Below are 19,236 nucleotides of genomic sequence, written 5' to 3'. Positions count from 1 at the left end.
TCGGACATTTCGACCCCGTACATTGGTGTGCGCACTTCACGAGCCGCTCTCATCGAAAAGGACACACATTGTCTGCTCCAGCCGGTCAGCCCTTGGCGAAGGGACAAAACGGTCCGATCACCGTGAACAAAGTGGTCGTATCCGTGCAGCTCAACGCTCCTGCCGACCTGTCGGCACTCCTGGTAACCGGGGACGGCAAAGTCCGCACCGACGCGGACTTCGTCTTCTTCAATCAGCCGACCGGACCTGGTGTCTCTCTGGGCCCCGGTGCCGCTGGACAACCCGGACAGTTGTCGATTGCACTGACCGAGATCCCCGCCGATATCGAACAGATCCGCGCAGTCATAACCCTCGACGACGCGTCGAGCAGCTTCGGCCGAGCCGCCCCGCCGACCGCTCGCATCGCCGACGCGCAGGGCAATGTCTTGTACGAGTATGTCGTCGACGGCCTGAGCAGTGAGTCCATCGTGATCGCTGTCGAGGTGTATCGACGCTCGGGCACGTGGAAAGTTCGGGCAGTAGGACAGGGCTACTCCGGTGGTTTCGCCGCATTGGTCACCGACCACGGTGTGTCCGTCGACGACGCTCCCGCCGCGCAACCGGCAGCCCCCGCTCCTCCCGCAGCCCCCGCTCCTCCCGCAGCCCCCGCTCCTCCCGCGCCGACACCACCCGCGCCGACAACACCGCCGTCCGGCCCCTCCGAGGTCAATTTGACGAAAGCCCGTCCGGTCAGCCTGACGAAGGGTCAAAAGGTCACCCTGCGCAAGGACGGTGGCGTCGCGCTGACGAAGATCCGGATGGGTCTGGGATGGGACCCGGTGGCCGCGCCCAAGAAGACCGGCTTCTTCGGCGGTGGCGGACGCAGCGGGGCCATCGACCTGGACGCGTCGGCGATCATGTTCGCCGGGCGCAACGTGGCAGACGTCGTGTATTACGGCCAGCTGAAGGCCAAGGACGGGTCGATCCTGCACCAGGGCGACAACCTGACCGGTGCCGGCGAAGGCGACGACGAGGTAGTGAATGTCGACCTCACGCGTGTTCCCGCGAATGTGACCGCGATCGTGTTCACGGTGACCTCGTACCGAGGACAAACTTTCGAGCAGGTCGAGAACGCATTCTGCCGCCTCGTCGACGACACCAACAACGCCGAGCTCGCCCGCTTCACGCTCCAGGGCGGGATGCCCTTCACCGGCCTCGTCATGGCAAAGGTTTACCGCGAGGGTGGTAACTGGAAGCTTCAGGCCATCGGTGACGGCATCGCCGCCAAGCACGCAGGCGAAGCCGTTCCGCATCTCGGAAAGTACATCTAGTCCACTCGCATGGGCACGGAACCCGCCTGCGGTGCGGTGGTTTTCGTGACCCGATGCGTATCCGGTGCGTGGTCGAGCACTCCACCCACCGGATCGTCCACCCCGCCCAATCTCACGAGATCCTCTTCCGGGCGATAGATCTGGCGAACTATCAACGCGCACAGTGCGATCACGGCAATGTCACGCACCACGACGGCAGTGGTGAACCACTGCTCCGGGACACCCTTGTCAGCGACACCGAGGTAGTAGTACATCCGGGGGAACCAGACGAAGGCGTCGATCGCCATCCAGGCCAACAGCACTCTTCGATGCGGTAGCGCGAGCACAGCCAGCGGCACGAGCCACAGTGAGTACTGCGGACTCCACACCTTGTTGGTCAGCAGGAACCCGGCGACGACCAGGAAGCTCAGCTGTGCCAATCGCGGACGCATCGGCGCATTCATCGCTATGTAGGCGATACCGGCGCACACGGCAACGAACAGCACCATTGTGACGGCATTGAGGAACAGAGGCTTGTCACCCGGATACAGGGTTCCGTCGAATCCAGCCCATCCGGTGAACGACGAGATGACGTTGTAGATCGAATCCGGATCGGCAGCGCGCATGGAGTTGAGCCGAAAGAACTCCGACCATCCGCTCGGAAACAGAAGTGCGATAGGAAGATTGACAGCCAGCCAGGCTCCGAGTGCGGCACCGGCGGCCAGGGACCATTCGCGCATTTTCCCAGCGCGCCAACACAATACGAGTAGCGGGCCGAGGAGAAGCAGGGGATACAACTTGGTCGCGCCACCGAGACCGAGCAGGACACCGGCCAGCACGGGTCGCTTCTTACCCCAAGCCAAGATTCCTACGGCAGCAAAAGCGGTTGCCAGCGCGTCGAAATTGGTGAAACCGTGCACGATGACCAGCGGTGAACCCGCCACGAGCGCCGCATCCCAGATGCGCCGACCGGCCGACATCGCTGTCGCCCAGACGGTGACCAACCATGCAAGGGCCAACCCGATCGCGACGACATTGAAGTAGATCACCACCGAGAGCGCCTGCGGCAGCCAGGAAATCGAACTCCACGCCTTGGCCACGACCATCGAGCCGTACTGATACATCCCCGACAGGACCGGATACTCCATGTAGCGAATCTGAGTGGTTCCGTCCGCGGCCACTTCTTCCCATGACTTCTTGTACGGGAAGGCACCCTGATCCAAGCGCTCTGCGCCGTACAACGGAACGGTGTCGGAATAGCACATTGCAACGTACTGACGGCTGCCACTCCAGTCGAGACCAATCGATCCCTCTGGTCCGTTGGGCGCCTGTTGAATACAGCCGGCCTTGGCGAACCAACCGAAGCTCAGAAACAGCACGGCGAGGAGCAACACCACCCGAAGCGGTGTCAGAAATCGCTGCCGGCCGATCAGCGCGTGCTTCCCCGCCGACCCACCGATGACCGCAGCGAACTCTGCGGTCATCGGGTCGTTCGCGCCCGGGAGGTCTCGGGCCACGTTCGAGGAGCGGTCGGGTGCCAATGGCCCCGGGCTCGCGACGACTTTCCTCGCCCCTGGTTCGATGGCTCCGGGTTCGATGGCTCTGTCGTCGCTCACCCCGTCACGCTACCGAGCCGGCACCGGTGCGAGCTCTTCTTGGGGCGTCTGTGGTGTGGCGGGTTCGGTCGTCGGCGACTGCGCCGGGGCCGGTGCGAGACCGGGTAGCGGAATCGTCACCCCCGGAAGGATCTCGACCTGGCGCGGTGTGATCACGACGGGCGGCAAAATCTCCGTCGGGATCGGCAACGTGATCGGCGGTGGTGGCGTCACCACTACTGCGCTGGGTGTCGTGGACGGGGCGGCGGGAGCCGAGTACTGCGGCACACCAGCCTGACCGGCGATCGGCTCCGGCGTCGGGAAGGACTCGTTGGACGTTCCTTCCAACGAGGCGTCCATCGTGTCCTTCCAGATGTCCGATGGGAGTCCGGAACCGTAGATCGATCCGCCGTAGCTGTTCTGCAGCGGAAGTCCCTGTTCGGTTCCCACCCATACTGCCGTCGACAGCGAGGGGGTATACCCGACCATCCAGGCATCCTTGTTCTCGCCGGTATCGCCGAGCTGTGCAGTACCCGTCTTCGCTGCGGATTGACGGCCGCCGGCCAGGTTGTGGCCCTTGGAGTATCCGGCAATCGGCCGCATCGCAGCGGTGACGTTGTCCGCAACAGCGGCGGAGGTGACCTGCTCGCCTGCCTCTGCACCCCGATCCAACAGGACCGTTCCGTCGGCCGTGACGACGCGCTCCACGAAGTGCGGCGCGTGATAGACGCCCGACGCAGCGAGCGTCGCATAGGACGAAGCCATGTCGATCACGCGAGACTGGTACTGGCCGAGCACGATTCCGTTGTTCGGTCCGGCACCGCCCGGCTCGGTCAACGTCGGACCTACGCCCGGGATCTCCTCGGGGATTCCGAGCTTGTGTGCCATGTCGGCGATCGCCTGCGAACCGTTGTCCATCGACAATTGCAAGCGGTAGAAGCTCGTGTTGAGAGAGCGTTTGAGGGCCTCTGCAATGGTGCACGTTCCGCAGGATTCGCCCTCGACATTGCTGATGGGGATGCCGTTGACGGTAAGCGGTGAGCTGTCGAACATCTGCGAAAGCGGAATGCCCTGATCCAGTGCCGCTGCAAGGCCGAAGACCTTGAACGAGGACCCCGTCTGCAGGCCCGACTGGGCGAAGTCGAATCCGCCGCCGTCCGAGCCTCCGTAATAGGACTTGACCGCACCCGTGCGTGGGTCGATCGAAACCGACGCCGCGCGCAGCTCGGAGGGTTCACCCTCCATGTTCGAATCGACCGCATCGATCACTGCAGCTTGCGCCACCGGATCGATCGTCGTGGTGATCTGCAATCCCTCGGTGTTGAGGTCCTGTTCACTGACACCCGCCGCCGACAATTCACGTAGGACCTGAGCCTTGATCAGCCCGTTGGGGCCGGAGTCACTGTCACCGGTGTCGGCCTGCGAACCTGGAATCCACCGTGGATACTGCATCGCCGCACGCTGCGCCTGCTCCAGGTTGCCCTGCGCAACCATGCCGTCGAGCACGTAGTTCCACCGCGTCTGAGCACCGGTGGGGTTGAACTCGGGGTCGAGGCCGGACGGCTGCTGAATGGTGGCCGCCAATACGGCACCTTCTTCGACGGTCAACTGATCGACCGGCTTGCCGAAATACGCCGTCGACGCGGCCGCGATGCCGTACGCACCTCGGCCGAAGTAGATCGTGTTCAGGTATGCCGCCAGGATGTCGTCCTTGGACCACTGACGAGCCATCTTCGAGGAGATGACGAGCTCGCGCATCTTTCGTGTCAAGGTGCGTTCGGATCCGACAAGGGCATTCTTGACGTACTGCTGGGTGATGGTCGAGCCACCACCCGCACTGTCGCGTCCGAGAACGTTGTCACGCAATGCGCGTCCGAAGCCGGTGACCGAGAAGCCGGGGTTGGAGTAGAAGTCCCTGTCCTCCGCTGACAGCACTGCGTTGCGTACGTGCACCGGCACCTGCTCGATCGAGACATCGGTGCGATTGCCCTCGGGGGGCACGACCCTACCGAGCACACTCGAACCATCGGACGCCAAAATGGTGGCGACCTGGTTGGTCTTGATGTCGCCCGGGCGTGGGACGTCCTCGACCGTGTAGGCCACCATGAACGTCAGAATCGGAATGATCATCCCCAACGCGATCAGCGCATACAGCGTGCGACGGACGGGCCGCCACTTGGACTTCTTCTTCGTGTTCGCGGCGGAACCTCTCTCGGGCGGTTCGGGCGGTTCATTGCCCGAAGAACGTGGGGGCAGGTTGTCCGGCGGTCCGGTCGGTGGAAGACCACCGGCACCGCGTGCAATGGGCGGACCCGTTTCAGGGCCGCGATTGGGCAGCGGCGGGCGACTGGGCGGTGGACCAGCCGGGCCATTACCCGTAGGTGGACGGCCTGTCGGTGGACGGCCCGTAGGTGGACCGCTCATGGGTGGACCGCTCGTCGGTCGGCCCGCTTGCGACGGCCCGCCCGGTACGGGTCGACCAGTCTGCGGCGGGGGACCCTGTGGCCGTAGCGGCGGACCCTGTTGGCCTCCTGGCGGCGGACCCTGTGGCCGACCCTGTGGCCGACCCTGCGGTGGACCCTGTTGGCCTCCTGGCGGTGGACCCTGTGGCCGACCCTGCGGTGGACCCTGTGGCCGTCCCGGAGGTGGACCCAGCGGTCGGCCCTGCGCATCACGTCTAACACCGGAAGGTGGGCCCATGGGTGGACGGCCGGGAGGCGGGCCGCCGGCGCCGGGGGTGTTGTCGCTGCCGCGAGGTGTGTTGTCGCTGCCACCAGGCGTGTGGTCGTAGGGGGAACTCACGTACAGGTCTCCAGTGGTTGCGGCTGGCACATCCGTATGCCGACCGGGGTTGTCAGCGACGCGATGTGTGTCACTCGCTCGCTGTTCGACGGTTCGGTTCGCGAGATCCCGATCGGGGCCGTCGCGGTTGCTTCGGGGTGGGAACTGCACCCAGTACATAGGACTGAACCAGGTGATTCCAACTGCAGGAACGGCAGACTTCGACGACGTGAACCGAAAACTCCTCCTGCGTCGCCGCGAGGCGAACGAGTTCGTCCGCCGTGCGCGCCGAACCCGAGAGTGTCCCCAGCTTCTCGCCGAACACCCACGAGACGAGGGTGAGCTGCTCCTTGCGGCAGATCGGGCATGCGACGTCGCTACCGCGGCCGTGAAACTTGGCCGCACGCAGTAGATAGGGATCGGCGTCACACACTGCGGCCACGCCGGTCCTGCCCGAATACACCTCGGCGAGCAGTGACCGTCGCTGAAGGGCGTAGTCCACCACCTGTCGCTGAAGTCGCACGAGGACCAGAGTACGTGCGGCGCCAGACATGCGAACCGGGCATCCCGACTCTGATGTGACAACGACAGGCCATCTCTCGCTCGAATCGACCCCGCCCACGACGCTTCACCTGTGCCGAAGCGCTTACCTGTGGCGATGCGCACAGGTCTCGCGGGCGACCTTCGAACTGAATCTCGGCGAACCGGAGGCACGGATATGTCGACACATATATCGGCTCGATACATTATGTGTATATGCTTGGGAAGCGCATCAGCACATTGCGGTACAGACATCAGAGGAGGAGGGTCGCATGCTCGAGCTCGCAATCCTCGGTTTGCTCCTCGAAGCACCGATGCACGGATACGAACTCCGCAAGCGTCTGACCGGACTCCTCGGTGCATTTCGAGCCTTCTCGTACGGCTCGTTGTACCCAGCCTTACGCCGCCTACAGGCGGACGGGTTGATTGCCGAGGATGCGGGGCCGGACACCCTCGTGAAACGTCGGGCACGGCGTGTGTACGAGCTCACTCCGCAAGGTAAGAAGCGCTTTGCAGAGTTGGTTGCCGACACCGGACCACAGAACTACACCGACGACGGATTCGGCGTCCACCTCGCCTTCTTCAGTCGCACACCGGCAGAAGCCCGGGTGCGCATCCTCGAAGGCAGGCGACGTCAGGTCGAGGAGCGCCGTGAAGGACTCCGCGACGCCGTGGGGCGAGCCAACGGGACGCTCGACCGGTACACCAGTCAGCTTCACCAACTCGGCCTCGAATCGAGCGATCGCGAAGTGCGGTGGCTCAACGAAGTAATCGCAGCCGAGCAGGCGGGCCCGTCCGTCACCTCCACCACGAATCCGAACAATGTTTCCAAGACAGAAGGAGAACCCGACCATGGGTGAGAACAGCAACGCCATCCGCGTGGCCATTGTGGGTGTGGGCAACTGCGCCTCATCCCTGGTCCAGGGCGTGGAGTACTACAGGAATGCCGACGAGAACACCACCGTTCCCGGCCTCATGCACGTCAAGTTCGGCAAGTACCACGTCCGCGACGTCGAGTTCGTCGCCGCGTTCGACGTAGACGCCAAGAAGGTCGGCTTCGATCTCTCCGACGCGATCTTCTCCAGCGAGAACAACACGATCAAGATCGCCGACGTGCCGCCGAAGAACGTTCCGGTCCTGCGCGGACCGACTCTCGACGGACTCGGCAAGTACTACCGCGAGACCATCACCGAGGCAGACGCCGAAGCAGTCGACGTTGCCCAGGCCCTCCGCGACGCGAAGGTCGACGTCCTCGTCTCCTACCTTCCCGTCGGATCCGAAGAAGCCGACAAGTTCTACGCGCAGGCATCGATCGACGCAGGCGTCGCATTCGTCAACGCTCTGCCCGTCTTCATCGCCAGTGACCCCGTCTGGGCCAAGAAGTTCGAAGACGCAGGCGTCCCCATCGTCGGCGACGACATCAAGAGCCAGGTCGGCGCCACCATCACGCACCGCGTCATGGCGAAACTGTTCGAAGATCGCGGCGTCCAGCTCGACCGGACCATGCAGCTCAACGTCGGCGGCAACATGGACTTCCTCAACATGCTCGAGCGCACCCGCCTCGAGTCGAAGAAGATCTCCAAGACCCAGGCCGTGACGTCGAACCTCCAGAAGGAGTTCAACGCCAAGGACGTTCACATCGGACCTTCCGACCACGTCGGCTGGTTGGATGACCGCAAGTGGGCCTATGTTCGCCTCGAAGGCCGCGCCTTCGGCGACGTGCCACTGAGCCTCGAGTACAAGCTCGAGGTATGGGACTCGCCCAACTCGGCCGGCGTCATCATCGATGCGGTTCGCGCAGCGAAGATCGCCCTCGATCGCGGCATCGGCGGACCGGTCATCCCGGCGTCTGCTTACCTGATGAAGAGCCCGCCCAAGCAGCTTGCCGACGACGTCGCGCGCACACAGCTCGAAGCGTTCATCATCGACGCGTAATCAGCTTCGCTTCCTGCCCGGGTGCCCATGTTCGGTCTCCACTGACGACCATGGGCACCCGGGCAGAATGCTGTGTAGTGAAAGATTTCACCGCCCATGGATCTTGGGCAGGAGCGAAGACCCTAGCGTGAGACCTTCAGCTTGCGGATGACGAAGGCAAGGGCGACAAGCAGTCCGAGCAGGACGACCGACGCCCATACGCTCGGATCTCCTCCGACGATGCCTGCTACTGCAGCCACGAACGCCATCAGCGCGAAGAACCCCAGAATGCCCGCCAGCATCTGCAGGTGATCGCCCGCAGTCACGACTTGACTCCGCCTGCAGTCAGGCCCGAGATGATACGACGCTGGAACAGCAGGACCATGATCAGCAGCGGGATCGCGACGATGGTGCCCGCCGCCATGATCGCCGCATACGGAACCACATGCGGGTCGTTGCCGGAGAACCGGGCGATCGCCACCGTCACTGGTTCGGTCTTGTCACTGGAGAGTTGACTTGCCAAAAGATATTCGTTGACGGCCGCGATGAAGGCGAGGATGGCAGTGGTGAACAACGCCGGTGCTGCGAGCGGCAACATGACCAGCCGGAACGCCTGAAAGCGTCCGGCACCATCGATACGGGCGGCTTCTTCCAGCTCCCAAGGCAATTCGGCGAAGAACGCGGCCAGAGTGTAAATAGTCAGCGGCAGCACGAACGAAATGTTCGGGATGATCATCGCCTGGTAGGTACCGATCCACCCGATGTCGGTGAAGAATTGGAACAGCGGCGTCACCAATGCCACGACCGGGAACATCGAGGCGCCGAGCACGATACCGACGACGATGTACTTGAACCGAAAGTCGATCCGCGAGAGCGCATACGCGGAGAAGATTCCGATGACGAGCGCAACGAGAGTGGTTGCGCCGCCGATGATCAGGCTGTTGATCACCGCTCGAACGAAGTTGTTGCCGTTGCTCGTCGACAACGCGTTGGAGAAATTCTCCATCGTCACATGCGTCGGCCACGGCGTCGTATCGAAGGTGTAGCGCGGATCTCGTAGCGCGGTCACGACCATCCAGTAGAACGGTGCCAGACCCCAGATCAGGATGATCGCGACGCCGAGATAGATGCGAGCAGTTTTCATCGCAGTACTTTTCATCGGACCACACCCTTACGCTGATTCTCCTGCGTGGCAACCGCATTGGCTCCGAGGAACTTCACCAGGATGAACGCGACCATGAAGATCATGATGAACGAGATGGTCGAGAGCGACGCGGCACTGTTGAATCCCTGCCGGATCTGCTCCACCACCAGAATGGAAATGGTGCGGGTAGCCGGGTTGCCTTCGGTGAGAATGGCAGGCAGGTCGTACATTCTGAGCGCATCCATCGTGCGGAACAGGATCGCCACCATCAGCGCCGGTTTCACCAGCGGCAAGGTGATCTTCGTCAGCCGCTGCCACGCCGACGCACCGTCCACTCGCGCAGCTTCGTAGACGTCGGCCGGAATCATTTGCAACCCGGCAAGAATGAGCAGCGCCATGAACGGCGTCGTCTTCCATACGTCGGCGATGATGACCGCGAAGCGTGCGGGCCAGGCATCACCGGTCCACAGAATGTTGGTACCGAGAAGCTTGTTGGCGATACCGTCGTAGGCGAAGATGAAGTACCAGAGCTTCGCTGTCACCGCCGTCGGGATAGCCCACGGAATCAGAATCGCGGCGCGCAGCAGTGCGCGTCCGGCGAAAGTCTTACCCATGATGACAGCCATCCCGAAGCCGATGACGACCTCGATGGATACCGTCACCACCGTGAAGAAGGCGGTGTTGCCTACCGCTCCCCAGAACTGAGAGCCGAGCGTGCCGGGCGGGCACGGAACAAGCGTCCCCGACGCGGAAGTGCACTGCTGCAGAATCCAATGCGTGTAGTTGGAGAACCCTGCACTGCCTCCCTTGACGAACATGCCGGTCGCCGGGTCGAGGCCCGCGTCCTTCTGAAAGGACATGATGACCGCACGTACGACGGGGTACGCGATGACTATGGCCAGGATGATCAGCGTCGGTGCTATCAGTAGCCACGCTCGCCCACTGGAGAGCCCGAACTTTGCTTTCTTCTCGGTGCGTGTATGCCGGCCGCGGCCGGGGGATTCTCCCCCGGCCGCGGCCGTGTCTACAGCCCCACTGGCTTGACCAGTAGGTACAGCCATCGTGTGTTCTCCTGTAATGCTTCGAAAGAACGGTGGTGAACGGACGAGCTAGTTGGAACCGGCGGACTCGATGCCGGCCTGCATGTCCGTGATGGCCGCATCGACCGACTTCTCACCCTTGATTGCTGCAAACGTGTTGTCCTGCACGGCCTTCGATACGGCCGGGTAGAACGGGCTGACGGGACGAGGAACAGCGTTCTCGATCGACAGCTTCAGCGCCGGCAGGTACGGCATCTCGGCGATGAGGGCCGGGTCGTCGTAGAGCGAGCCGAGCACGGGCGGAAGTGCACCCTCGGCGATGATGCGCTGGGCCTGCTCACCCTGAAGGAATCGCAAGAAGTCGGCGGAAGTTGCCTTGTTCTCGGAGAATTCGCTGATGGCAGCGTTGTAGCCGCCGAGCGTCGAGGTTCCGACGCCGGTTGCGCCGGGCAACGGCGCTACGGCGTACTTGCCTGCAACGGCAGAGCCTTCCTTGGCTGCGGTGCCGTAGACGTACGGCCAGTTACGCAGGAACAGGGCCTTCCCGTCCTCGAATGCCTGCTGGCTCTCGGGCTCCTTGAACGTGGTGTCCTGCGCCGGGATGACTCCGGTCTCGAAAGCGGTGACGAGAGCCTGCAGGCCCGCCTTTGCTTCCGGGCTGTCGACGGTCGGAGTCTTGCCGTCTTCGCCGACGAACGATCCGCCGTATGCGTTGATGATCTCCGACGTGTTGACCGTAAGACCCTCGTACGACGCGAACTGACCTGCGTAGCAGTCGATGTTGTTGGTCTTGGCGACCGCACAGTCGTTGGTCAGCTCGGCCCACGTGGTGGGCGCCTTCGGCAGCAGGTCGCTGCGGTAGAACAGCAGACCGCCATTGGTGTTCTTCGGGGCGGCGTACTGGGTGCCGTTGTAGGTGGCGCTCTTGACGGTCGAGGGCAGGATGCCCGCATTGTCGAGCGCGAACTCGCCTTCGAGCGGAACGAGCCATCCCTTGGCTGCGAACTCTGCTGTCCAGATGACGTCGAGCGCCATCACGTCGTAGTCGCTCTGCTCAGCCTGAAGATGCTGGACCAGGTCGTCATGGGCCTGGTCGGCGTCGTTGGACTGCTCCTTGAACGTGACCTGCTCGTCCGGGTGGGTCGAGTTCCACTCGTCGATGATCTGCTTGACGACACCGGTTTCGGTGGTGTCCTTGCCTTCGACGTAGGTGATGGGGCCGCGGCCGTCGGAGTTTTCCGACGCGGAATCGCTGGAACCGCTGTCACTGGAACACGCGGTCAGCGTCAGCAGCGTTGCGGCTGTCGCCAGCACCGCTACCTTCGAGATCAAAGACGCCATTGTTGTATCTCTCCACTAACTTCGTACACGTTGGTATGCGTCGGGGACGATCACAGTGATCCTGACCCGCAGTGAGTTCGACCACAGTGATGTACCAACTGTGCTGCCCCCGACGCACATGTCGATACGCACTCTGGCACACAACTCACCCGATAGGCGTGATTTCGTCCCTCCTGAATCGGTCAACCGAGTTGTCGGTGGGGCGTTGTAGCGTCCTACCGGTGAGTTCGGACAAGATGTTGACCCGCATCGGCGGACTGCTGCGCCAAGCCGAGTCCACCGACAACCCGCACGAGGCCGAGGCCTTTATGGAGGCCGCCCAGCGGTTGGCAACGGCGACGTCGATCGACCTTGCCGTTGCGCGTTCGCACAACGCTTCCCGCGAGAAGCAGGTGGCACCGGCCCAACGCGTCATCAGGATCGGCGAGGCCGGCAAGAAGGGGCTTCGCACGTTCGTGAAGTTGTTCCTCGTCATCGCCTTCGCGAACGACGTGAAGTGTGACATCTCGCAATCGTCGACTCAGGTCTTCGCATACGGCTTCGACTCCGACATCGACACCTGCGAGGCACTGTATTCGAGCCTGCTGATCCAGATGGTCCGAGCCTCGGATACGTATATCAAGTCGGGCGCATACCGGAACGAAACGGCCGTACGCACTGTCACGGAAACCATCGGTCGGAAAAAGTACAAACGCCAAGAAGTTGTCGTCGTTGCCGGCGTCACGGCCCGGCTCAATTTCCAGACGGCTTTCGCCGAGCGCATCGGAAAGCGGCTCGAGAGCGTCAAGCAGGAGGCCGAGACAAAGGCGATCGAAGAGGAGAGCCGCGGTGCCGGAACCGCAGTGGTGTTGCGTAACAAAGCAATCGAACTGAAGGACTTCTATACCTCGACGTCGAAGGCGCGAGGATCGTGGCGTAGCCAGTCCGCCAACGCCGGATACTCCCGCGGTGCGCGTGCCGCAGGCGACCGGGCGGGACGCGCGGCACGCCTGGGCGGTGAGCCCGAGCTGGGGCGCGGTTCGACGCAGCTCGGCAGGTGATGGGCCAGCTCGTCGACGGTAGAGGCACCGTGTGGGTGGTTGCGGACGGCGTTCGCGCGATCGGGCCCCACTCGATGGAACAGCCTGCAACACTGGATGTTGCCGCTCTCCTACCACCGAAAGATTGACGCCGATGTCCTTCGACGAACAGCTCGCGGAACGGATTCGCTCGGCGCTGGCCTCGGTACCGGTCGTCGAAAAGAAGATGTTCGGTGGCCTGCAGTTCATGATCGGCGGCAAAATCGCCGTCGGTGCCACCGTCGACGGTGATCTACTGGTCAGATGCGACCCGTCGCGCACCGAGGAGCTCATCGCCCGTCCGGGAGCCCAGCGTGCAAGCATGCGTGGCCGGAAGATGAGCGCCGGGTGGATCACCGTCTCGCCAGAGGGAACCCGGGGCGCCGACTTGCAGTTCTGGGTCGCGGTTGCGTTGGAGAACAGGGCACTGGACCACAGGGCATAAAATCGCATCGGTGAAGAACAGGGACTCACAACGATCGAAGGTCTACGACGCCGAGGCGATGGTTCGCGTCATCTTCGATCGTGCGGACGAGCGCGGACTACGCACCGTCGAGATGTTCGGTTCGACCATCACGCTGCCGATCGAACGGAAGTTTGCGTCGATCGAGTCGGTGCAGAGCTATGTCGACGCGGTGTTGACGCTGAACTGGGTTCGCGAAACCTGGCCGCACGCCGGATCGGTCGTGCAGGTCCGTGAACGTTCGGGCACCGGCGCTTCGCACTACGAGCGGGATACCCAGACCATTGCGATGCCTCTGCACCGCAACAACGAGGCGTGGGCGCTGCGCGAACTGGTGGTACTGCACGAACTTGCGCACCACTTGCAACCAGAGGTATCCGGTCTTGCCTCCCACGGAGGGGAGTTCGTCGATCGATTCGTCACGTTGGTCGGGGAAATCATCGGTCAGGAAGCTGGTTTCGTACTGCGCGCCACCATGGCCGAGAACGGTGTGAGGATCGGTTGATGCGGGCTCACTGTGATGAGGCGCATCATGGAAATCATGACTATCAAAATCGGCGTTCAACTCCAGCCCCAGCACGCACCCGATTACCAGATGATCCGCGACGCGGTTCTGCGCGCGGAGGATGCAGGTGTCGACATCGTCTTCAACTGGGATCACTTCTATCCGCTGTACGGCGACCTAGACGGCGCCCACTTCGAATGTTGGACGATGCTGGGCGCGTGGGCGGAGCAGACGTCCAACGTGGAGATCGGGGCGCTGGTCACCGGCGGTGGTTACCGCAACCCGGATCTTCTCGCCGATATGGCCCGCACTGTCGACCACATGAGTGGCGGCCGGTTGATCCTGGGCATCGGTGCCGGGTGGAACCAGAAGGACTACGACAACTTCGGCTACGACTTCGGCACAGCGGGTTCGCGCCTGAAGTTGTTGAACGAGAACCTCGCTCGCATCAAGAATCGTTTGGCTGTCGGCAATCCCGCACCGACACGGGAGATTCCTATTCTCATCGGTGGGGGCGGGGAGAAGAAGACGCTCAAGATGGTCGCCGAGTATGCACACATCTGGCACAGCTTCGCCGACCTCGACGAGCTGAAGCGCAAGTCCGGGATTCTCGCCGAGCACGGAGTCACCGTCGGGCGCGATACCTCGGTGATCACGAAGTCGGTGTCGTGGCCCGGGACCGAGAAAGCACCGGCGTTTCTCGACGCCGGGGCCACCTTGTTCACCGTCGGGATCGGCGGTCCGGAGTACGACATGACGGAGCTGAACGAGGCCATCGGGTGGCGCAACAGCCAGCAGTGAAGATCGGTCGGGAATGGACTGCGGTGAGTGCTGGTTGAGCTTGGCGGCAATATGATTTCCGGGTGCTCGCGGCTTCGCGATAGCCTCGGACGTCATTTCTTTTGTTTCCGCACCGAGGAGTTCTCTCTTGACCAGTCGACGTTTACGCGGCCGCGCCCTGGCCGCAGTAGCTGCCACGCTCGCACTCACGCTCGGGGCCGTCGCATGTTCGAGTGACAACAGCTCGGGCGGAACGGGCGAGAACGCCCTGGCCGGCTCCGATCAGACTTCCCTCGACAAGTACACGACGGACGAGGTCACCCCGCTCGATCAGATCGACACCGCCAACATCGGCCTGATCGAACCGGGCAAGCTGTACGTCGGCACCTTGTCCGACGCTCCGCCGAATATCTTCATCGACCCGTCGGGCAAGTTCACCGGCTTCGACAACGAACTGCTGCGCGCCGTCGCCGCCAAGCTGAACCTGACCGTCGAGTTCTCGGCCACCGAGTTCTCCGGCTTGCTCGCCGCGGTGAACAACAAGGTCTACGACGCTGGTTCCTCGTCGATCTCCACCACCGACGCGCGTCGCCAAACCGTCGGGTTCACCAACGGTTACGACTTCGGTGAGATGGCTCTTGTCGCCAAGAACGACTATGCGATCAAGACCATCGCCGATCTGGACACCGAGCAGCGCATCGGCGTGGTTCAGGGCACCGTCCAGGACGATTACGTGACCAACACACTCGGTATCGAGCCGGTACGTTTCCCGGATTACAACACCGCGTACGCGAATGTGAAGTCCGGCCAGATCGACGCGTGGGTCGCGCCGTCGCAGCAGGCTTCCGGCCAGGTCAAGGCCGAGGACGGTGTTGCAATCCTCGAGAAGACGATCAACACCACCAACTTCACGGCGTACGCGGTGAACAAGGACAATCAGCCGTTGATCGACGCTCTCAACTCCGGTCTCGACGCCGTCGTCGCCGACGGGACGTGGAACACCCTCGAGAACGAGTGGTACCCCGAACGCCAGGTTCCCGCCGACTGGAAGCCGGGCAGCAAGGCTTCCGTCCTGCCTGCAAGCTGATATGAGCACACTGTCGAATCTGTACGACACGTTCTTCGATTGGGACCTCATCTGGGACACCGTTCCCAAGCTGATCACCGTCGGATTGCCGAACACCCTGATTCTCGCTGCTTCCTCCGGGGTGATCGGCACGGTGATCGGGATCGGGTTGGCGGTGGCGGGCATCTCCCGCTCCCGCTGGCTACGATGGCCGGCGCGGATGTACACAGATATCTTTCGTGGACTTCCGGCGGCGGTCGTCATTCTTCTCATCGGTCTCGGTTTCGGTCCGACGCTGACCCAATTGACCGGCAGTCGTAGCCCTTTCCCGCTGGGCATCGCGGCACTGTCGTTGATGTCGGCCGCGTACTTCGGTGAAATCTTCCGTTCCGGCATCCAAAGTGTCGATGCGGGTCAGATGGAAGCCTCACGCGCACTGGGTTTCAGCTATCGCCGTTCGATGGCCCTGGTCGTGATGCCCCAGGGCATCAGGCGCGTTCTGCCTGCCACGGTCAATCAGTTCATCTCGCTGATCAAAGACAGCTCGCTGATCTACTTCCTCGGCCTGCTGGCCTCCCAACGCGAGTTGTTTCGAGTCGGGCAGGACACCGCCGCACAGACCGGCAATCTCTCGCCGCTGCTGGCGGCGGGCGTGTTCTATCTGATCCTCACCATCCCGCTGACACACCTCGTCAACTTCATCGACAAGCGCATGCGCTCCGGTAAGGCCGACACCTCGGGCACGCTCGATCCCTTGGAAGTATCAATCGTGGTGGAGAGGTAAGTAATGGCTGTCTCATTGACCGGCACCGACATTCATCTCGCTTTCGGTACCAACAAGGTGCTCCGAGGTGTGAATATTCACGTCGACGCGGGGCGCACCACCACGGTTATCGGGCCTTCGGGATCAGGCAAGTCGACCTTGCTCCGTGCGCTCAACCGTCTCCACGAACCCGACCAGGGTGACATCCTGCTCGACGGCAAATCCGTGTTGAAGGACAATCCGGACGAGTTGCGTCAGCGCATCGGCATGGTGTTCCAACAGTTCAACCTGTTCCCGCACAAGACGGTCGCTGACAATATCGCGCTCGGCCTACGCAAGCTCAAAGGGCAGTCGAAGGATGAGGCGCGCGCTGCGGCGATGGAACAGCTCGAACTCGTCGGTCTTGCGAACAAGGCAGATTCGCGCCCGGGTAACCTCTCCGGCGGCCAGCAGCAACGCGTCGCCATCGCCCGTGCACTCGCCATGAAACCCGAGGTGATGTTCTTCGACGAGGCAACATCGGCTCTGGATCCCGAGCTTGTCAAGGGTGTGCTCGCGCTGATGGCCGACCTCGCCTCCGGCGGTATGACGATGGTCGTCGTCACGCACGAAATGGGTTTCGCGCGTTCGGTATCGAACAAGGTGCTGTTCATGGATCACGGGAGTGCCATCGAAACCGGTACCCCGGAACAACTTTTCGATGACCCGCATACCGATCGGCTGAAGCAGTTTCTCTCGCAGGTCCTGTAGGCACTGCGCTGCACAAATAGCGCCTGCCGTTCACCTCGGCGTTTCCCCGCTTTCGTTTGGACCTGTCACCGTTCGCGGCATGAAGCTTCTACCGATCCTTTCGACCCACGACGGCAGCTCCGCGCGCTCTTCCTTGACGTGCAAGTACAAGTGCGGTGACGCCTGCTTCCACGAGATCCCGAACACCTCGAAGGGCCAGTACTTCGGCGACATCGTCAAGACTGCGATGACGCGCCGCGGCGTCCTGCGCGGCGGCGCGATGGCCGTGGTGGCAGTCGGCGCCGGAAGCGTGCTTGCTGCGTGCAGCACGGACGAGGCAAGCCCGACGGGTTCGAGCGGCGAGATGAGCACACCCCCGGTCGACGGCGTCGACTTCATCGCCGTCGAGCCCAACTCCGAAGATGCCGTCGTGGTTCCTCAGGGCTACGAGCAGGGCGTCATCATTCGGTGGGGTGATCCGGTCCTCGAGGGTGCCCCCGCGTTCGATTTCGACAATCAGACCGCGGCTGCGCAGAGCATGCAGTTCGGGTACAACAACGACTTTGCCGGACTGTTGCCGATCGAAGGCACTCCGAACGGCTACCTTCTCGTGGTCAATCACGAGTACACCACCGAGCCGTTTCTGTTCAAGGGATACGACGCGGAGAACCCGACGCGTGAGCAGTTCGATATCGCTCTTGCCGCACATGGGCTTTCCGTAGTCCAGGTGACGGGTCGGTCCAGTTCCGGAGCACTGACGCCGGGGCTCGGCAAGTACAACCGTCGCATCACCGGCACGACGGAGTTCGTGCTGACCGGTCCCGCAGCGGGCAGTGATCTTCTCAGGACGAGCGTCGATCCGACCGGCACCAAGGTCTTCGGAACGTTCAACAACTGTTCCGGGGGGCTCACCCCCTGGGGCACCGTGCTTTCCGGTGAAGAGAACATCAACCAGTACTTCGGAAATGCCGAGTCCGTCACCGATCCTGTTGCCGCACAGCGACTCGCCCGCTACGGAATAGAGGGCGCGGCCAGTGATCGCAAGTGGGAACGTTTCGACAAGCGTTTCGATCTGGCCCAGGAACCCAACGAGGTCAACCGGTTCGGCTACGTCGTCGAGGTCGACCCGTGGGATCCGACCGGGGTTCCGATCAAGCACACGGCACTCGGTCGTTTCAAGCACGAGGCTGCAACCATCTACGTCACCGATGACGGTACCGTCGTCGCATACAGCGGTGACGACGAGCGGTTCGACTACATGTACAAGTTCGTCTCCAGCCGAAAGATGATGCCCGGCAACGGTCAAGCAGCGATGCGTCACAATCTGACGATTCTCGATGCGGGCACGTTGCATGTCGCTGTACTCACCGGCGACGCCCCCGACGCGATCGACGGCACCGGCACGCTGCCGAAGGCCGGTAAGTTCGCCGGGAAGGGCGAGTGGATTCCGCTCCTTCGTACCGGCGACGACGGCCGTGGCGAATCGCTGGTCGACGGGATGTCCGCCGAAGAGGTGGCGGTGTTCACCCGTCAGGCCGGTGACAAGGTGGGCGCGACGAAGATGGACCGGCCAGAGGATTTCGAGCCGAATCCGGTGACCGGGAAGGTCTATGTAGCCCTGACCAACAACACCAAGCGCGGTACCGATGGGAAAGCAGCAGCCGACGAGGCCAACCCACGCGCGAAGAACAAGAACGGCCAGATCCTCGAGATCGAAGACGACCATGCGGGCACCACGTTCGTGTGGAACCTTCTCATCGTCGCGGGCGATCCGAACGAGGCCGACACCTATTTCGGCGGCTTCGACAAAACTCAGGTCAGTCCCATCTCGTGCCCGGACAACCTGGCTTTCGACTCCAAGGGCAACCTGTGGATCTCGACGGACGGCAACGCTATGGAGTCGAACGACGGCTTGTTCGCGGTGGTTCTCGACGGCGAACGACGAGGAGAGACGCGTCAGTTCCTGACTGTACCGGCCGGGGGCGAGACGTGCGGTCCGATCATTTCGGACGAGCGCGTCGTCGTCGCAGTCCAGCATCCAGGTGAGTTCGACGAGGCATCTGCCGACAACCCGATGTCGCACTGGCCCGATGGCGGCGATTCTCAGCCGCGTCCGGCCGTGGTTGCAGTCTGGAAAACCTAGTCACTGGCGCGCGCCGGAGGCTCGCATAGCTGCTGGATGGCGGCTGTGCGAGCCTTCCTCGCTAGTAGTCGTCATTTAAACCGTC

At 62.6% G+C, this 19,236-nt stretch carries 17 protein-coding genes and 1 pseudogene; 11 read left to right on the top strand and 7 right to left on the bottom strand.

Annotated elements, in window-relative coordinates; all coding sequences use genetic code 11:
* The first annotated feature begins 92 nt into the window (after positions 1 to 92).
* Positions 93 to 1,310: a TerD family protein gene (locus E5720_RS10605; RefSeq protein ID WP_136172588.1), complete on the top strand. Its 1,218-nt coding sequence runs from the start codon at positions 93 to 95 to the stop codon at positions 1,308 to 1,310.
* Here the strand turns inward: E5720_RS10605 and E5720_RS10600 are convergent.
* Both E5720_RS10600 and E5720_RS10595 read right to left on the bottom strand, forming a co-directional pair.
* Positions 1,307 to 2,773, bottom strand: coding sequence for a glycosyltransferase 87 family protein (locus E5720_RS10600; protein WP_136172587.1), 1,467 nt, complete (start codon positions 2,771 to 2,773; stop codon positions 1,307 to 1,309). The two genes, E5720_RS10605 and E5720_RS10600, sit on opposite strands and share 4 nt — an antisense overlap.
* A 141-nt stretch (positions 2,774 to 2,914) precedes the next feature.
* On the bottom strand, positions 2,915 to 5,014 hold the full coding sequence (locus tag E5720_RS10595; protein ID WP_136172586.1) for a transglycosylase domain-containing protein: 2,100 nt from the start codon (positions 5,012 to 5,014) through the stop codon (positions 2,915 to 2,917).
* A gap of 296 nt (positions 5,015 to 5,310) precedes the next feature.
* Between E5720_RS10595 and E5720_RS10590 the strand changes: the two genes are divergently transcribed.
* Positions 5,311 to 5,565, top strand: coding sequence for a hypothetical protein (locus E5720_RS10590; protein ID WP_136170631.1), 255 nt, complete (start codon positions 5,311 to 5,313; stop codon positions 5,563 to 5,565).
* Between the two features lie 191 nt (positions 5,566 to 5,756).
* Here E5720_RS10590 and E5720_RS10585 read toward each other — a convergent pair whose 3' ends face one another.
* Positions 5,757 to 6,167 (bottom strand): DUF5318 family protein, encoded by a 411-nt coding sequence (locus tag E5720_RS10585; protein WP_247596313.1) that lies wholly within the window; start codon positions 6,165 to 6,167, stop codon positions 5,757 to 5,759.
* Between the two features lie 310 nt (positions 6,168 to 6,477).
* Here E5720_RS10585 and E5720_RS10580 point away from each other — a divergent pair, with 310 nt between their 5' ends.
* Both E5720_RS10580 and E5720_RS10575 read left to right on the top strand, forming a co-directional pair.
* Positions 6,478 to 7,065, top strand: coding sequence for a PadR family transcriptional regulator (locus E5720_RS10580; RefSeq protein ID WP_084345956.1), 588 nt, complete (start codon positions 6,478 to 6,480; stop codon positions 7,063 to 7,065).
* Positions 7,058 to 8,140 (top strand): inositol-3-phosphate synthase, encoded by a 1,083-nt coding sequence (locus E5720_RS10575; protein WP_136170629.1) that lies wholly within the window; start codon positions 7,058 to 7,060, stop codon positions 8,138 to 8,140. Before E5720_RS10580 ends, E5720_RS10575 begins: the two co-directional genes overlap by 8 nt.
* Positions 8,141 to 8,262: 122 nt before the next feature.
* Here E5720_RS10575 and E5720_RS10570 read toward each other — a convergent pair whose 3' ends face one another.
* The 4 genes from E5720_RS10570 to E5720_RS10555 are packed head-to-tail and all read right to left on the bottom strand — an operon-like array spanning position 8,263 to position 11,644.
* A complete protein-coding gene (locus E5720_RS10570; protein WP_136170628.1) occupies positions 8,263 to 8,445 on the bottom strand; it encodes a hypothetical protein in 183 nt (60 codons plus the stop codon).
* Positions 8,442 to 9,263 (bottom strand): carbohydrate ABC transporter permease, encoded by an 822-nt coding sequence (locus E5720_RS10565; protein WP_136172585.1) that lies wholly within the window; start codon positions 9,261 to 9,263, stop codon positions 8,442 to 8,444. The genes E5720_RS10570 and E5720_RS10565 overlap by 4 nt, the downstream gene beginning before the upstream one ends.
* An 11-nt stretch (positions 9,264 to 9,274) precedes the next feature.
* The gene (locus E5720_RS10560; RefSeq protein WP_210729994.1) at positions 9,275 to 10,324 is read right to left on the bottom strand and encodes a sugar ABC transporter permease; all 1,050 of its coding nucleotides are present in this window, start codon (positions 10,322 to 10,324) and stop codon (positions 9,275 to 9,277) included.
* 48 nt (positions 10,325 to 10,372) lie between these two features.
* Positions 10,373 to 11,644: an ABC transporter substrate-binding protein gene (locus E5720_RS10555; protein WP_136170627.1), complete on the bottom strand. Its 1,272-nt coding sequence runs from the start codon at positions 11,642 to 11,644 to the stop codon at positions 10,373 to 10,375.
* Between the two features lie 221 nt (positions 11,645 to 11,865).
* Here E5720_RS10555 and E5720_RS10550 point away from each other — a divergent pair, with 221 nt between their 5' ends.
* The 7 genes and pseudogenes from E5720_RS10550 (at position 11,866) to E5720_RS10515 (ending at position 19,151) form a co-directional block, all read left to right on the top strand.
* A complete protein-coding gene (locus tag E5720_RS10550; protein ID WP_136170626.1) occupies positions 11,866 to 12,684 on the top strand; it encodes a DUF2786 domain-containing protein in 819 nt (272 codons plus the stop codon).
* A gap of 133 nt (positions 12,685 to 12,817) precedes the next feature.
* Entirely contained in the window at positions 12,818 to 13,147 is a 330-nt protein-coding gene (locus tag E5720_RS10545) for a TfoX/Sxy family protein (RefSeq protein WP_136170625.1), read from the top strand.
* 58 nt (positions 13,148 to 13,205) lie between these two features.
* Positions 13,206 to 13,670 carry a TIGR04338 family metallohydrolase gene (locus tag E5720_RS10540; RefSeq protein WP_247596312.1) on the top strand — a complete coding sequence of 155 codons (465 nt, stop codon included), beginning with the start codon at positions 13,206 to 13,208 and terminating at the stop codon, positions 13,668 to 13,670.
* A gap of 36 nt (positions 13,671 to 13,706) precedes the next feature.
* A complete protein-coding gene (locus E5720_RS10535; RefSeq protein WP_136170623.1) occupies positions 13,707 to 14,471 on the top strand; it encodes an LLM class F420-dependent oxidoreductase in 765 nt (254 codons plus the stop codon).
* 127 nt (positions 14,472 to 14,598) lie between these two features.
* Positions 14,599 to 16,300, top strand: a pseudogene (locus E5720_RS22005) (ABC transporter substrate-binding protein/permease).
* Positions 16,301 to 16,303: 3 nt separating this feature from the next.
* Positions 16,304 to 17,029: an amino acid ABC transporter ATP-binding protein gene (locus E5720_RS10520; protein ID WP_136170620.1), complete on the top strand. Its 726-nt coding sequence runs from the start codon at positions 16,304 to 16,306 to the stop codon at positions 17,027 to 17,029.
* Positions 17,030 to 17,108: 79 nt separating this feature from the next.
* On the top strand, positions 17,109 to 19,151 hold the full coding sequence (locus E5720_RS10515) for a PhoX family phosphatase (RefSeq protein WP_136170619.1): 2,043 nt from the start codon (positions 17,109 to 17,111) through the stop codon (positions 19,149 to 19,151).
* Positions 19,152 to 19,236: the final 85 nt, after the last annotated feature.

Source organism: Rhodococcus sp. PAMC28707 (assembly GCF_004795915.1).
Classification (GTDB): domain Bacteria; phylum Actinomycetota; class Actinomycetes; order Mycobacteriales; family Mycobacteriaceae; genus Rhodococcoides.
Note: the sequence above shows the minus strand (reverse complement) of the source record. Positions and strands in the feature narration are given on the sequence as shown.

What these genes read in the sequence shown, in the direction of transcription:
- E5720_RS10575 (WP_136170629.1), top strand. Translation starts at nt 7,058, where the DNA reads ATGGGTGAGAACAGCAACGCCATCCGCGTGGCCATTGTGGGTGTGGGC.
- E5720_RS10545 (WP_136170625.1), top strand. Translation starts at nt 12,818, where the DNA reads ATGTCCTTCGACGAACAGCTCGCGGAACGGATTCGCTCGGCGCTGGCC.
- E5720_RS10535 (WP_136170623.1), top strand. Translation starts at nt 13,707, where the DNA reads ATGACTATCAAAATCGGCGTTCAACTCCAGCCCCAGCACGCACCCGAT.
- E5720_RS10520 (WP_136170620.1), top strand. Translation starts at nt 16,304, where the DNA reads ATGGCTGTCTCATTGACCGGCACCGACATTCATCTCGCTTTCGGTACC.
- E5720_RS10515 (WP_136170619.1), top strand. Translation starts at nt 17,109, where the DNA reads ATGAAGCTTCTACCGATCCTTTCGACCCACGACGGCAGCTCCGCGCGC.
- E5720_RS10595 (WP_136172586.1), bottom strand. Translation starts at nt 5,014, where the DNA reads ATGATCATTCCGATTCTGACGTTCATGGTGGCCTACACGGTCGAGGAC.
- E5720_RS10565 (WP_136172585.1), bottom strand. Translation starts at nt 9,263, where the DNA reads ATGAAAACTGCTCGCATCTATCTCGGCGTCGCGATCATCCTGATCTGG.
- E5720_RS10540 (WP_247596312.1), top strand. Translation starts at nt 13,206, where the DNA reads ATGGTTCGCGTCATCTTCGATCGTGCGGACGAGCGCGGACTACGCACC.
- E5720_RS10560 (WP_210729994.1), bottom strand. Translation starts at nt 10,324, where the DNA reads ATGGCTGTACCTACTGGTCAAGCCAGTGGGGCTGTAGACACGGCCGCG.
- E5720_RS10600 (WP_136172587.1), bottom strand. Translation starts at nt 2,773, where the DNA reads ATGACCGCAGAGTTCGCTGCGGTCATCGGTGGGTCGGCGGGGAAGCAC.
- E5720_RS10555 (WP_136170627.1), bottom strand. Translation starts at nt 11,644, where the DNA reads ATGGCGTCTTTGATCTCGAAGGTAGCGGTGCTGGCGACAGCCGCAACG.
- E5720_RS10580 (WP_084345956.1), top strand. Translation starts at nt 6,478, where the DNA reads ATGCTCGAGCTCGCAATCCTCGGTTTGCTCCTCGAAGCACCGATGCAC.